This is a genomic window from Bradyrhizobium sp. ma5 (assembly GCF_042258955.1).
Lineage (GTDB): Bacteria > Pseudomonadota > Alphaproteobacteria > Rhizobiales > Xanthobacteraceae > Bradyrhizobium.
Map to the genome: position 1 here is coordinate 4,972,326 of NZ_CP170156.1, position 14,011 is coordinate 4,986,336.

At 65.0% G+C, this 14,011-nt stretch carries 11 protein-coding genes; 6 read left to right on the top strand and 5 right to left on the bottom strand.

Features of this window, described 5'->3' with window-relative positions; genetic code table 11:
• Positions 1-11: 11 nt before the first annotated feature.
• Positions 12-947, bottom strand: a complete 936-nt coding sequence (locus tag ACE103_RS23090; RefSeq protein ID WP_223967623.1) for a LysR family transcriptional regulator — start codon at positions 945-947, stop codon at positions 12-14.
• A 285-nt stretch (positions 948-1,232) separates the two neighbouring features.
• Here ACE103_RS23090 and ACE103_RS23095 point away from each other — a divergent pair, with 285 nt between their 5' ends.
• Positions 1,233-2,570, top strand: coding sequence for an MFS transporter (locus tag ACE103_RS23095; protein ID WP_374707966.1), 1,338 nt, complete (start codon positions 1,233-1,235; stop codon positions 2,568-2,570).
• Between the two features lie 78 nt (positions 2,571-2,648).
• Here the strand turns inward: ACE103_RS23095 and ACE103_RS23100 are convergent, their stop codons facing one another.
• A complete protein-coding gene (locus ACE103_RS23100) occupies positions 2,649-4,985 on the bottom strand; it encodes a GumC family protein (RefSeq protein WP_375775017.1) in 2,337 nt (778 codons plus the stop codon).
• Positions 4,986-5,159: 174 nt separating this feature from the next.
• Here ACE103_RS23100 and ACE103_RS23105 point away from each other — a divergent pair, with 174 nt between their 5' ends.
• From ACE103_RS23105 to ACE103_RS23120, 4 genes are all read left to right on the top strand, one after another.
• Positions 5,160-5,798: a polysaccharide biosynthesis/export family protein gene (locus tag ACE103_RS23105; protein WP_375775018.1), complete on the top strand. Its 639-nt coding sequence runs from the start codon at positions 5,160-5,162 to the stop codon at positions 5,796-5,798.
• 3 nt (positions 5,799-5,801) lie between these two features.
• A complete protein-coding gene (locus tag ACE103_RS23110; RefSeq protein WP_375775019.1) occupies positions 5,802-6,941 on the top strand; it encodes a glycosyltransferase family 4 protein in 1,140 nt (379 codons plus the stop codon).
• A 115-nt stretch (positions 6,942-7,056) separates the two neighbouring features.
• Positions 7,057-8,592, top strand: coding sequence for an undecaprenyl-phosphate glucose phosphotransferase (locus ACE103_RS23115; protein WP_375775020.1), 1,536 nt, complete (start codon positions 7,057-7,059; stop codon positions 8,590-8,592).
• 130 nt (positions 8,593-8,722) lie between these two features.
• Positions 8,723-9,991, top strand: coding sequence for an O-antigen ligase family protein (locus ACE103_RS23120; RefSeq protein ID WP_375775021.1), 1,269 nt, complete (start codon positions 8,723-8,725; stop codon positions 9,989-9,991).
• On the opposite strand, the gene ACE103_RS23125 is transcribed toward ACE103_RS23120, so the two are convergent.
• The gene (locus tag ACE103_RS23125) at positions 9,963-10,457 is read right to left on the bottom strand and encodes a MarR family transcriptional regulator (RefSeq protein WP_375781165.1); all 495 of its coding nucleotides are present in this window, start codon (positions 10,455-10,457) and stop codon (positions 9,963-9,965) included. The genes ACE103_RS23120 and ACE103_RS23125 overlap by 29 nt on opposite strands.
• Before the next feature lie 123 nt (positions 10,458-10,580).
• On the opposite strand from ACE103_RS23125, the gene ACE103_RS23130 reads away from it, so the two are divergent.
• Positions 10,581-11,780, top strand: a complete 1,200-nt coding sequence (locus tag ACE103_RS23130) for an FAD-dependent monooxygenase (protein WP_375775022.1) — start codon at positions 10,581-10,583, stop codon at positions 11,778-11,780.
• A 132-nt stretch (positions 11,781-11,912) separates the two neighbouring features.
• On the opposite strand, the gene ACE103_RS23135 is transcribed toward ACE103_RS23130, so the two are convergent.
• Both ACE103_RS23135 and ACE103_RS23140 read right to left on the bottom strand, forming a co-directional pair.
• Entirely contained in the window at positions 11,913-13,088 is a 1,176-nt protein-coding gene (locus ACE103_RS23135; protein WP_375775023.1) for a saccharopine dehydrogenase family protein, read from the bottom strand.
• Positions 13,089-13,194: 106 nt separating this feature from the next.
• Positions 13,195-13,980 carry a DUF169 domain-containing protein gene (locus ACE103_RS23140; protein ID WP_375775024.1) on the bottom strand — a complete coding sequence of 262 codons (786 nt, stop codon included), beginning with the start codon at positions 13,978-13,980 and terminating at the stop codon, positions 13,195-13,197.
• Positions 13,981-14,011 lie beyond the last annotated feature (31 nt).

Consider the following 14,011-nt stretch of genomic DNA (forward strand, 5'->3'; position numbering starts at 1 on the left):
ACAGGGCGACGTTAGATAGAGCTGTCGGACGCCTGCCGTCCGCTCTCGACGCCAAGCCGCATCATCGCATCGAACACCAGCATCGCGGCCGGCGACAGCGCCCGCCTGCGCAGCTTGATCAGCCCGTAACTCTCGAGCATCAGCTGGTCGCGGATACGCAGCATCTTGAAGCGCTGCGGATCGAGCAGATCGAAGATCAAGAGGGGCACCGGCACGATCGCATCGATCCCTGCGGCAATTCCGATCGAGGCGGAGAAGGATTCGGTGTTGATCATGCGCTGCGGCGGCGCAATGCCCCGGCTGTAGAACAGCCGCTCAAGCGCCTGGCGCATGAAGGATTCCCGCGGCTGGGAAATCCATTGCAGGTCGACCGTGTCTTCCAGATTGACGCTGTCGAGCGCGGCCAGCGGATGCTCGGCGCGAACCAGCAGGCCGGCCTGCTCGGCGCCGATCTCGTGATAGTCGAACTGCCCGGAATCGACGCCGACGGGTATCCGCGCAACGATGAAATCGAGCTCAAGCGCGAGCAGCCGCGCAACCAGTGGCGGGCTGGTGCTGACATCGAGTGAAATGTTCACCCGGTGCAGCTTCTCGCCGAGATACTGCATCACATCGACGACGAGGTCGATGCTGGGCTTGGCAACCGTTCCGACCGATACGGTGCCGAGTTCGCCGGACCGGTAACCGGCGAATTCATTGGTGACCCGGTCAAGGTCGGCCAGCACGCTCCTGCCGCCCCGGATCAGGATCGAGCCATAGGCGGTCGGCTCGACGCCGCGCGCCGTCCGCTCGAACAACGGAACCCGCGCCACGGCCTCGATCTCGGCCAGCATCTTGGATGCCGCCGACTGGGTGATGTTGAGGCGCTCGGCGGCCAGCTGCAGCTTGCGCTCGCTGTCGAGCGCGACCAGCAGGCGCAACTGGCGCAATTTCAGATTATTGATCACGGCCCGCCACCATCCTGGCTCTTGAATCTATCTTGACGCGCTTTTCCTGCCGCGAACCGGCATCCATTTCGCTGGAAAACGCTCCAGGGTTCCCGCGGTCATACCGCGGTGCATCATGACAGTTTCGCCGTGGCTCCATTCCCAAATGCCATTAGTCACGCGGCGGTCGATTACACAACAATGAATGCAATACTTGCAAGGGCAAGGCGACGAACCGCTGCGGCTGCACGAAGGTGCCGCCCGGACAGCGCGATCACCGTGCGCCGAATCGAAAAACCGGAAGGGATGGGAACGATGAGCGACGATGTCGAGAAGCGCGCAATCGGAAAGATGATGCGGCGGCTGATTCCGTTCCTCATCCTGTGTTACTTCGTGGCCTACCTCGATCGCGTCAATGTGGGCTTTGCCAAGCTGCACATGAACACGGCGCTTGGGCTCAGCGAAGCCGCCTACGGGCTCGGCGCGGGCCTGTTCTTCATCGGCTACTTCTTCTTCGAAGTGCCCTCCAACATCCTGCTGGAACGGTTTGGCGCGCGGCGCTGGATCGCCCGCATCATGATCAGCTGGGGCATCGTCTCGGCGGCGTTCGCGTTCATCCCGCAGATGTCCGCGGCGAGCGGCCTCTCGAGCGAGTGGATCTTCTACTTCCTGCGCCTGCTGCTCGGCGCCTGCGAGGCCGGCTTCTTCCCCGGGATCATCTTCTATCTGACCCTCTGGTTCCCGACGATCTATCGGGCCCGCGTCATCAGCCTGTTCATGCTCGCGATCCCGATCTCGAGCATCATCGGGGCGCCGATCTCGGGCCTGCTGCTCAACCTGTCCGGAGGCGGTCTGACCGGGTGGCAGTGGCTGTTCATCTGCGAAGCACTGCCGTCGGTGCTGGTCGGCTTCGCCGTCCTGGCGATGCTGCCGGACTTCCCGCGTCAGGCGAGCTGGCTGCAGCCCGACGAGATCAAATGGGTGCAGAACACGCTTGAGATCGAGCGGCAAAAGAAGGAAGCCGTGGAGCACATCTCGGTCATGCAATCGCTCACCGACTCGCGGGTGCTCTCCTGCGCCCTCGTCTACTTCTGCCTCAACGCCGCCAGCTACGGTGTCGCATTCTTCCTGCCCACCATCATCAAGGCGTTTGGCGTCACCGACACCCAGACAGGCTTCATCGCCGCCCTGCCCTTCGTGTTCGGCGCGGTCGGCATGGTGCTGCTGGGCCGCCATTCCGACAAGACCGGTGAACGGCGCTACCATGTCGCCGGCGCACTCGTGCTCGCCGCCGTCGGCATTGGCCTCGCCGGACTGGTCTCCAGTCCCGTGCTGATCATCGGCCTGCTCTGCATCGCGCAGATCGGCGTTTCGGCGGTGCCGCCGATGTTCTGGCCGATGCCGGCCAGCATCCTGAACGGCGCCTCGGCCGCGGCGGGCATTGCCGCGATCAACTCGCTCGGCAATCTGTCGGGCTTCGCGGGCCCGTTCGCGATGGGCTATCTCAAGGACCTGACCGGTGGATTCACCGCGGGCCTGCTGCTGCTCGCGGTCGTCGGCTTGATCGGCGCGCTGGTCACGATCAGGCTGCGGATCGATCCCGTCCTCGAGCGGGCCGCGCGTGAGCCCATGCTCGCGCACTGAGGCGCCATCTAGAGGCGAGAGGCGCCCTCCGAAGAGAAGCGCGATGACGGCTCAACCCATCGCGCTTTGAAGGTTTCGTCAGGCCGCCACCACGCGCGGACCGGTCACGACCGTTTCCGACGGCGCGCAGGGCTTGCTCAGCATCGTGACTTCGGAGAAGCCGACGGCCCTGAGCTGATCGACCATCGAGCGCCGGGCATCCTGCGCCATTCCGGCATCGGGCACGACGACGGCTTGCGCCTTTGCGGTCAGCAGCTCGGCCGGCAGGTCGACGGCCGTGCCGGCGTCGAGCAGCACGTGGTCGTAGACCCGGAGCAGCGCATCGATCGCCAACGCCAGCCGCGGCGATTGCAGATGCGAGCGATCGAAGCCCGGACGCCCGGCGCTGACGATCTGAACCCGCGACTGCCGATCCTTGGTGATGATCTGTGCGAACGTCGCTTCGCCCTGCATCAGTTCGGCAAGGCCGGGCGCGCCGGAATCGACAGTTGCCGCCGTCAGCGCGGGTGAAGACGCGACGAGATCGACCACCACGACCTTGGCCTGACGCGCCATCAGACGGGCCAGCGTCAGCGCGGTCAGCGTGACGCTCTCGCCGGCGGCCGGACCAAGCACCGTGACCTTGTGGGCGGCGGGACCGGCCGCGACCAGGCGCTCGGCCAGCTCATCGATCTCGTTGGCCGTCCGGGCGGGCACAGGCTGCGGATCGTTGATTACGGGCTCATATGCAACGGCGGGCTCGGACCTCAGATCAGGCTCGGGCGACAGGCTGGGCGCGAGCGGCGACGCGAGCTCAGGTTCAGGCGGCAGCGTCAGTGCCGGCTCGTCGACAGTCGTGGTCTCCATGATCGGCTCGCGGCGCCGGATCACTGCGGCGGCCGGTGCGAAGGCACGGCCCACCGCGCCGGGCGCGGAGATGCGCAGCAGCTCACCGGTGATGATGATGCCCGACGACAGCAACAGCGTCGCCAGCGTGGCGATCAGCACGATCGGCAGCTTCTTCGGATAGGCCGGCGTGTTCGAAACCGTGGCGCGCGAGATAATGCGGCCGTCGGTCGGTGCCGCCTCGATGTTCTCGCGTGCGGTCGCCTCGCGATACTTCGCGAGATAGGCTTCCAGCAGATCGCGCTGCGCCTTGGCTTCACGCTCGAATCCGCGCAGCTGGACGTCCTGGCTGTTGCTCGACGACGCCTGCTTCTTCGATTGATCCAGGCCCGCCTGCTGCGCCTGGACGCGGGCATCGGCGACGCGGGCATCGTTGTCGAGCGAGCGCGAAATCTTGCCGGCTTCCTCGCGTAATTGGCGGTCGAGGTCGGCGATCTGCGCCTTCAACTCCTTGATGCGCGGATGGTTGTCGAGCAGCGTCGACGACTGCTCGGCGAGCTGCGCACGCAGCGTACCGCGCTGTTCGGCGAGCCGGCGGATCAGCTCGGAATTGAGCACTTCGGAGGCCTCGATCGGCTTGCCGCCCTGAAGCATTTCGCGGATCAGCCGCGCCTTCGTCTCGGCATCCGCCTTCAGCGCACGCGCATTGTTGAGCTGCGTGTTCAGCTCGCCCATCTGCTGGTTCGACAATGGGATATTGTTGGTGCCGACGAACAGGCTCGACTTGGAGCGGAATTCCTCGACCCGCGAATCCGCTTCCGCGACCTTGCTGCGCAGCTTGTCGATCTCACCCAGCAGCCAGGTGCTGGCGGATTTGGCCTGGTCCTGCCGCGCCGCCTGCTGCAACACCAGATAACCGTCGGCAATCGAGTTGGCCACGCGCGCCGCAAGCTCGGGATCCTCGGACTGGAATTCGATCACCATGACGCGCGACTTGTCGACCGCATAGGCCTGGAAGCGCTCGTAATAGGAATCGAGCACCCGCTCTTCCGGGGTCAGACTGAACGGGTCACGGCCGATGCCGAACAGCGCCAGCAGCGACTTCAGCGGGGAAAAGCCCCGCAGCACCGGATCGAACTCCGGGCGCTCGGCGAGCTTGTTCTTCTTGATGATGTCACGAGCGAGATCGCGCGACAGCAAAAGCTGGACCTGGCTCGTCACGGCCTCGGCGTCGAGCGAGGTGCGCTCGAGGTCGCGCTCGCCGTTCGGGCGCAGGAAGGCGTTCTCGCGATTGTCGATCAGGATTCGCGCTTCCGACTTGTAGCGCGGCGTCACGACGTTGACGGCGGCAAGCGACACCGCAAACACGAGCACGGTCGGCACGATGATCCAGCTTCGCTTGCGCGCCAGCGCGCGTCCGAGCACATGCAGATCGAGATCCGTCGTCTCCGCCGGACGCGTCGGCTCGTCAGGAGCTGATATCGGTGCAGCCGGTCTCGCAACGGCTTCGGCGGCAACCGGCGCAGACTTCGGCAACGCCCGTTGCGCCGCGGCCTTTTCCTTGCCTCTACGCCAGAATGCAAAACGCATAACGAACTCCCGCGGACGCCGCGATTCCATCTCAATGGCCGCGATTACAGTCCATTAAGGTTGCTGCTGGGTTAATCGGCGGAGTTGGTGGATGCGGCGGCCACCACCGGCCGTCATCGTTTGTTAACCATGAGTGCCGTTAATCGACGCCGATATTGTTGCGGGATTCTTCACATGCGCGACCTGCGCGCTCCCCTCGTTTGTCTGATTGCTGCGCTCGCGTTGTCGGGCTGCATGGGCCGAACGTCGCCGGTTGCCGGTGACCCGGCCCTCGATTCGATGGCGTATGGGCAGCCAGACTTTGCTGCGCCCGCGCCGATGGCCGTGGCCTATGCCGATCCCGCGCCGACGCGTGAGGCCTATAATCTCGGCCCCGGCGACAGGCTTCGCGTCGTGGTCTATGGCCAGGAGGGCCTGACCAATTCCTATGCGATCGATGCGGCCGGCGCGATCACCATGCCCCTGATCGGCTCGGTGCCGGCACGCGGCCGAACGCCTGCCGGGCTTGCCGCCGAGATCACCGCACGGCTGCGCAACGGCTTCATCCGCGAGCCTTCGGTGGCGGTCGAGATCGAATCCTACCGCCCGTTCTTCATCCTCGGCGAAGTTCAGGCTCCCGGCCAATATCCCTATGTACCCAACATGACGGTCGAGAGCGCAGTGGCGATCGCCGGCGGCTTCTCGCCGCGCGCCAGGCGCGACGAGGTCACCCTCACCCACACCGATGCATCGGGCGCCGGCCGCTTCGTCGTTCCCCTGGGCACGCCGATCGGGCCCGGCGACACCGTCTTCGTCGGCGAACGCTGGTTCTGATCGATGGCACAGCATCAAAATCAGGAACGGCCGCTCCGCATCCTGCACGTCGTCCGTGCCCCGGTCGGCGGCATCATTCGTCACATCCTCGATGTCGCCAACGGCCAGATCGAACGCGGCCACCACGTCGGCATCGTCGCCGACAGCCTGACCGGCGGCACGCGGGCCGACGCGGTCCTCGCCGAGATCGAGCCACGCCTCAAGCTCGGCGTCCACCGGGTGGCTATTCGCCGCGAGCCGCGCTTCGCCGACTTCATGGTCTGGGCGCATATCGCCGGCCTGACCCGGAAGCTGAAACCCGATGTCGTGCATGGTCATGGCGCCAAGGCCGGCGCCTATGTCCGGCTGCGGCGGCGATCGGACAAGGTGATCCGGGTCTACACGCCACACGGCGGCTCGCTGCACTATCCGCTCGACACCTGGAAGGGCCGCTTCTACAGCCAGCTCGAGCGTACGCTGATGAACAGCACCGACCTGTTCCTGTTCGAGAGCGCGTTCGCCCGCGACACCTATCAGCGCACGGTGGGCAAGCCCTCAGGCCTCGTCCGCTGTGTCTTCAACGGCGTCACGTCGGAGGAATTCGAACCGGTTCCCAAGGCCGACGACGCCTCCGACGTGGCCTATGTCGGCGAATTCCGGCGCATCAAGGGCGCCGACCTCCTGATCGATGCGGTGGCGAAACTGCGCGCCGAGGGCAAGCCGGTGACGCTGACGCTCGGCGGCGACGGCGAGGAGTTCGAACGGCTCAAGGAGCAGGTGAAGCGGCTGTCGCTCGGCGATGCCGTTCGCTTTATCGGCCACGTCAAAGCGCGATACGGCTTCTCGAAGGGCAGCATTCTGGTGGTTCCCTCGCGTGGCGATTCGATGCCCTATGTGGTGATCGAGGCCGGCGCGGCCGGTGTTTCGATGATCGCGGCCAATGTCGGCGGCATCCCGGAGATCTTCGATACCCACACCGACGCGCTGTTCGCGCCCAGCAATGCCGGCGCGATGGCCGAGGCTATCAAGGCCGCACTCGACAATCCCACCGCTACCGCTGCGCGCGCGCAGAAACTCCGCGAACGGATTTCCGAACATTTCTCGCAGAGCGCAATGGTCGAGGGCGTGCTGGCCGGCTATCGCGACGCATTCGCCAAACGTTAACCATTTCTTACACACGTAACCGTTTCTTCCGATTTGTCCCCTTAACTCACATCCAGGGGAATTTCGGTGCTGCGCGCGGATGCCCATCTGCACGCGCAGAAATGGACGTGGACTCGTGGAACCGTTTAACGCACGCTCGATGCTGGATGCCGCTGCGTCTGCGACGGCCGCTCAGCCGCAGGTCGAACGCCGCCGCCGCCTGTCGCCGGCCGCGCTCGCTATTACCAATCAGAAAGTCCGCAGCGCCTACTCGCCGGTCGTGATCGCCGGCGTGGTTCGCCTCGCCGACTTCGTGCTGCTCAGCCTGGTCGGCGTCGGGCTCTATTTTGCCTATGTCAGGCCGATCGCCATCCATTGGGGATATATCGCATCGATCCTCGGCATGTCGGCTGCGGCGGTGGTCTGCTTCCAGGCCGCGGATATCTACCAGGTACAGATCTTTCGCGGCCAGCTCCGCCAGATGACGCGGATGATCTCGTCCTGGGCGTTTGTATTCCTGCTGTTCATCGGGGTCTCCTTCCTGGTCAAGCTCGGCGGCGAGGTCTCGCGGTTCTGGCTGTCGTCGTTCTTCTGCGTTGGCCTTGCGGTGCTGATCGCCGAACGGCTCGCGCTGCGCTCGATGGTACGCGCCTGGGCGCATGATGGCCGGCTCGACCGCCGCACCATCATCGTCGGCGCCGACCAGAACGGCGAGAAACTGATCGAGGCGCTCAATGCCGACGATGATTCCGACATCCACGTGCTCGGCGTGTTCGACGACCGCAATGACGCCCGCGCCATGGAGACCTGCGCCGGCTCACCGAAGCTCGGCAAGGTCGACGACATCGTCGAATTCGCCCGCCGCACCCGCGTCGACCTCGTGCTGTTCGCGCTGCCGATCTCGGCCGAGACCCGCATCCTGGCGATGCTGAAGAAGCTCTGGGTCCTGCCGGTCGACATCCGCCTGTCGGCTCATACCAACAAGCTGCGCTTCCGCCCCCGCTCCTATTCCTATGTCGGCAAGGTGCCGACGCTCGACGTGTTCGAGGCGCCGATCACCGACTGGGATCTGGTGCTGAAATGGCTGTTCGACCGCGTGGTCGGCGGCCTGGCCCTACTTGCGGCACTGCCGGTGCTCGGACTGGTGGCGCTTGCGGTGAAGCTCGACAGCCCCGGCCCGGTGCTGTTCCGCCAGAAGCGATTCGGCTTCAACAATGAGCGGATCGACGTCTACAAGTTCCGCTCGCTCTACCATCACCAGGCCGATCCCACCGCCTCCAAGGTGGTGACCAAGAACGATCCGCGCGTCACCCGCGTCGGCCGCTTCATCCGCAAGTCCTCGCTCGACGAACTGCCGCAGCTGTTCAACGTCGTGCTCAAGGGCAATCTCTCGCTGGTCGGTCCGCGTCCGCACGCCGTGCAGAGCAAGCTGCAGAACCGCCTGTTTGACGAGGCCGTCGACGGCTACTTCGCCCGCCACCGCGTCAAGCCCGGCATCACCGGCTGGGCGCAGATCAACGGCTGGCGCGGCGAGGTCGACACCGATGAGAAGATCCAGAAGCGCGTCGAATTCGACCTCTATTACATCGAGAACTGGTCGGTGCTGTTCGACCTCTACATCCTGCTCAAGACCCCGTTCTCGCTGCTGACCAAGAACGAGAACGCGTACTGAGATCGACTATCGTCATTGCGAGGAGCGAAGCGACGAAGCAATCCATGCCGCCATTCGAGGATAGGTGGATTGCTTCGCTCCGCTCGCAATGACGGAACCAAGATTTTGTATCGAGTTGCGTGAGTATCCGATGGCCTATGCGGCGACAGCCGGGACGTCCCATTCGCCGACATCGGCGCCGTCAGGCGTGCTGGCGCTGCAGCGGGCGCTGGTGTGGCTCGCCGGCGCCTCGATCGCCATCGTGTTCATCGAGCCGAGCCCGTATGAACTGGTCACGCTGACCGCCTGCGTGCTGTTCTTTGCCACAGGCCTGCGCATGCAGCTCGTGTTCATGCCGCTGTTGTTCGCGCTGATCGTGCTCAATGTCGGCTACAGCATCGGCGCGGTGCCGTTCCTCGACAAGCCGGAGGTGGTGAACTGGGTCCTGACCTCCTGGTACATGGCCGTCACCGTCATCTTCTTCGCGATGGTGATGTCGGAGGACACCGAAGCGCGGCTCGACATGCTGCGCCGCGGCCTGATCGTCGGCGCGATGATCGCCTCGCTTGCGGGCATCGCCGGCTACTTCCATCTGGTGCCCGGCGGCTATGATCTGCTGACCCTGTATGATCGTGCCCGCGGCACCTTCAAGGATCCGAACGTGCTCGGCGCATTCCTGATCCTGCCGGCGCTGTTCACGCTGCAAAGCGTGGTCACCGACCGCTTCGGCAAGGCGTTCCGCAATGCCATCGCCTTCGGCATCATCTCGCTTGCGATCCTGCTGTCGTTCTCCCGCGCGGCCTGGGGCGGCTTGATCGTCACCGCGGCCTTCATGCTGGCGCTGATGGTGTTCACCAGCCGCTCGCAGGCGCAGCGCTCGCGCATCATCGTGATGACCCTGATCGCCGCGATCCTGGCCGTCGCACTGGTCGCGGTGCTGCTGTCGATCGGCTCGGTCGCCGACATGTTCAAGCAGCGCGCGAGCTTCGACCAGAGTTACGACGAAGGCCGCTTCGGCCGCTTCGGCCGCCACATCCTCGGTGCCCAGATGGCGCTCGAGCTGCCGTTTGGCATCGGCCCGCTGCAATTCCACACCTACTTCCCCGAGGACACCCACAACTCCTTCCTCAACGCCTTCATGTCGGGCGGCTGGATCTCGGGCATCTGCTATCCGGCGCTGGTGTTCGTCAGCGCGATCATCGGCTTCCGCTACATCTACAAGCGGGTGCCGTGGCAGCGCGACTACCTCGCGATCTTCTCGGCATTCCTCGGCATCGCCGGCGAGAGCTTCATCATCGATACCGACCATTGGCGGCATTTCTGGATGATGCTGGGCACGATGTGGGGCATGTACGCGGCCACCGAGCGCACCCGCGCGACACCGGCCGAGGTCAGCGACGAGGCTTCGGCGGCAGCTTGAGCTCGGCGCGCTGCTCCGGCGGCATGTCGATCACCGTCTTCAACGCGCCGGTCGCTTCCAGCACACCCTTGTAGCCGTCATTGGCGAAGCGCAGCAGCAGGCGCAGTTCGTCGTCGGTGTAACGGCTCCAGAGCTTGAGCATCGCCTCCTGCATCGGCACGTAGAACTTGCCGATCTCGGCCGCCTTTTCCTCCATCACCGAGATGAAGACCTTGCGGCGGTCGCTCTCGTCCCGCTCGCGGCGCACGTAACCCGCCTTCTCCAGTCGATCGACCACGCCGGTGATCGCGCCGGTGGTCAGCCCGGTGACTTCGGCGAGACGGCCCGCGGTCACCCGCCCTTCGAGGTGCAGGATATCCATGCATTCCATGTCGGAATTGGAGATTCCAGCCATGTTTGCAACGGCTTGGCCGTACATCACGCCCTGCGCGGATGACCGGCGCATCGCCTCCTCAAGTTCCTGCATCAGCGCCGCGCGCGACTTCCCGCTTGACAAATCTGCTCCTATATCTTACTCGCCAAATATCTTATCTTCTAAGATAATTAGCAACTAACCTTTCGTACCCCACACGGATGCACGGAGCAAGGCATGACCTCACGTCCCCGTAAAGCTCTGATCATCGGCGCCGGCATCGCAGGTCCGGTGACCGCGATGTTCCTGACCCGCGCCGGCATCGAGGCCGAGCTCTATGAAGCATGGCCCTACTCCACCGGGATCGGCGGCGGCTTGCAGATCGCACCGAACGGCATGCATGTGCTGGCGGAGCTCGGCCTCGCGGACGAGCTGATCCGCAGCGGCTCGATCGCGGAGTCGTTCGATTTCTATTCGCAGGCCGGCAAGAAGCTCGGCTCGCTCAATCAGAACATGCAGCAGCGCTTCGGCCAGCCCGCGGTGAACATGTGCCGTGCGACCTTGAACGAGACGCTGATCGACAAGGCCTGGGCCTCCAACGTCTCGGTGTTCTTCGAGAAGAAGCTGGTGAAGATCGAGGATCGCGGCGACCAGCCGGTCATCGCCTATTTCAACGACGGCACCACCGCCGAGGGCGATTTCGTGATCGGCGCCGACGGCGTGCATTCGGCGGTGCGTCGGCACGTGATCCCGGACGGTCCGACGCCGTTCGATACCGGGTTGATCGGTTTCGGCGGATTCGTGCCGCGGGCCATGTTCGAGCGCCTCTCGATCGGTCAGAAGCTCGAGACGACGTTCGGGCAAAGCGGCTTCTTCGGCTACGGCCTGTGCAGCCCCGATCCGGACACGGGTGGGATGTGGTGGAGCACGCAGCCATCGCACGGCATGACCGCGGCGGCCTACCGGCTGCAGAGCCAGGACGCGATCAGGCAGCATCTGCGCGATTTCCACGCCGGCTGGCACGCGCCGATCCCCGAGATCATCGAGGCCGCCGAAAACATCGTGGTGACCGATACGCTCGACGTCGCGACGCTGCCGACCTGGTCGCGCAAGCGCACGCTCCTGATCGGCGACGCCGCGCACGCCACCAGCCCGCATGCCGGCCAGGGCGCATCGCTCGCGCTGGAGGATGCAATGCGGCTCGGCATGCTGATGCGCGACGGCCAGGAGCTCGGCCTGACGTTCCAGGCCTTCGAGCACGAACGGCGCCCGCGCGCCGAGAAGATCGTGGCGATCGCCCGCCGCAACGGCAACAGCAAGCGCGAGTTCGGCCCGACCGGCGCCTGGCTGCGCGATCACATGTTGAAGCTGCTGCTGCCGGTGTCGTCCAAGGGCATGGACTTCATGTACGCGTACAACCCGCGCGCGGCGGCGTAGCTACCAGCTGTCATGCCCCGCGAAAGTGGGGCATCCAGTATTCCAGAGACAGCAGTGCTTGAGCCGAGAGGCCGCGGCGTACTGGATCGCCCGGTCGAGCCGGGCGATGACACGGGACAAGGGGACGGGAAGTTACTTCTCGACCTCGAACGTCAGCCCGGCGTGATCGACCAGGCGCTTGATCAGCTTGTGCTGCATCGCCGCTCCCGGCGTCCAGAAGCCGGCGGCGACGTCGGGCGTGTCGCGCAACAGGCAGATCGCGCATTCCGAGATCATCTTCGAGGTCGAGCCGTAGCCGGGATCGCGATCACCCTTGATGCCGGCGCGGACCATGCGGCCGTCAGGCGCGACCGCGAGATAAAGCAGATCGTAGCGGCCGTTCTCGCGCTCCTCCTTCGACGGTCCCTCGCCCGGCTTCGGCGCGCTCGGCCCGGTCTTCTCGGAATTCAGCGCCATCACGCGCTTGGCGATCGCTTCGCCCTTCTCGCCGGGGCCGGTCAGAACCATCTCGTCGTAGACGAACTCCTTGCCGTAGGGAAAGCCCATCAGCATGTTGGAGCGATGGACGTTGCGCGTGTTGATCAGTGCCATCATGAACGGCGCCGTCCATGAGTGCAGGTCGTCCTCATAGGCCGGCTTGCTGCCGCGCGGCTGCTTTGGGCCTTCGAAGCCCGGCGTCAATGCAAACGGGTTGTTGAGGATCGCGACCAGGCTCAAATCCTTGGCGACCGCATCGAACGTTGCCTTGGCGCTCGCGGCCGTGCCGCCGGACAGCGTGCCGCGCATGTCGCGCACCCGGCCCTTGACGCGCTGCGCCGGCGCACCGAACACCCGCTTGGCTTCCTCCTGGACGAAGAAGGCGCCGAGCTCGAACGGCACGGAATCGAAGCCGCACGAGAACACGATCCGCGCGCCGCTGGCCTTTGCCGCGGCCTCGTGCCTGTCGATCATCTGCCGCATCCAGACCGGCTCGCCGCAGAGATCGAAATAATCGGTGCCGCTGTCCACGCAGGCCGCGATCAGCTCATTGCCATAGAGCTGATACGGACCGACCGTAGAAATGACCGACTTGGTCTGCGCCAGCATCGCCTTCAGCGATGCAGCGTCGCCGGCATCGGCAACGATCAGCGGCGTGTCGGCGGGCGCGCCGATCGCATCACGGACCGAGGCGAGCTTGTCCTTGCTGCGCCCGGCCATCGCCCATTTCAGGCTGCCGTTGCGATAATGCGCCGCGAGGTATTCGGCGACGAGTTGGCCGGTGAAGCCGGTTGCGCCATAAACGACGATGTCGAGTTTCGACGAGGACATGGATCGGGCTCCGTGCGCAGCAAAATGGGCGCCCCTTTTGTCATCGCGGGCGCGGCGACGCAATCCAGTATTTCCTGCCGCTATTTCTCGCAGCTATTTCTTGCAGCTATTTCTTGGCATAGGACACGCCCATGCCGGCGCGCACGTCGGCCTGGATGCCATAGGGTGCGATCGGGTAGCGCAGGCCGTTCTTGGCGAGCTGCTTCATCCCCGCGATCGCCTTCACCAGATAGGCCGGCGGCAGCGCCATCAGCATCTCCTCGTCGGGCACGCCGCCATAGCGGCGCTCGGCGAAGCACGGCAGCGACAGGCTCGGCTCGCCGGTCTTCAGCGCCCGCCCCCACGAGTCCGCGCAGGCGGTTTCGCCGACCACGCCCCACTCGAACTTCTTGTAGCCGATATACTGCAGCCCGTTGATCAGGATGATCATCTGTCCCGGCGTTGCGTAGACGAGGCAGATGTCGGGCGGATTGAGACGTCCGCTGGTCAGCGGGCTCACCGCCATCGCCTGGTACTGACCGTAAGGCACCACGTCGAGCGCCTCCTGGCGCTTGCGCGCGTCTTCGGCCGTGCCGTGCCAGACGCCCACATAGTTCTCGCCGGCAAGCCACTTCTCGTCCTGCGGCGCGAGCCCGATCACCGCACGGCATTGCGCGCCGACCAGATCATCGCCGGTGATGCCGACGGTCCAGCCGAGCCGCGAGGCCATGCTGACGATCTGGTCCGTAGTGTGGACCGCCGACGGGCGGCGGATCTTCGGGATCGCCTCCATCTCCTCGACGCGCGCGAACATCTTGATGCCGATGACCGTGGTCTTCAGCCGCAGCAGGTTGTTCAGGTCGGCCACCATTGCGGAGAGGTCGAACTGTTCCGGCGGTGTCTGCTGTTGCATGGCGAGAAACTCCCGTGATCGGCGGCTTGGC

Coding starts and splice junctions, on each gene's coding strand:
- ACE103_RS23140 (WP_375775024.1), bottom strand. CDS start 13,980: ATGCAACAGCAGACACCGCCGGAACAGTTCGACCTCTCCGCAATGGTG.
- ACE103_RS23105 (WP_375775018.1), top strand. CDS start 5,160: ATGCGCGACCTGCGCGCTCCCCTCGTTTGTCTGATTGCTGCGCTCGCG.
- ACE103_RS23110 (WP_375775019.1), top strand. CDS start 5,802: ATGGCACAGCATCAAAATCAGGAACGGCCGCTCCGCATCCTGCACGTC.
- ACE103_RS23130 (WP_375775022.1), top strand. CDS start 10,581: ATGACCTCACGTCCCCGTAAAGCTCTGATCATCGGCGCCGGCATCGCA.
- ACE103_RS23135 (WP_375775023.1), bottom strand. CDS start 13,088: ATGTCCTCGTCGAAACTCGACATCGTCGTTTATGGCGCAACCGGCTTC.
- ACE103_RS23125 (WP_375781165.1), bottom strand. CDS start 10,457: ATGCAGGAACTTGAGGAGGCGATGCGCCGGTCATCCGCGCAGGGCGTG.
- ACE103_RS23100 (WP_375775017.1), bottom strand. CDS start 4,985: ATGCGTTTTGCATTCTGGCGTAGAGGCAAGGAAAAGGCCGCGGCGCAA.
- ACE103_RS23120 (WP_375775021.1), top strand. CDS start 8,723: ATGGCCTATGCGGCGACAGCCGGGACGTCCCATTCGCCGACATCGGCG.
- ACE103_RS23095 (WP_374707966.1), top strand. CDS start 1,233: ATGGGAACGATGAGCGACGATGTCGAGAAGCGCGCAATCGGAAAGATG.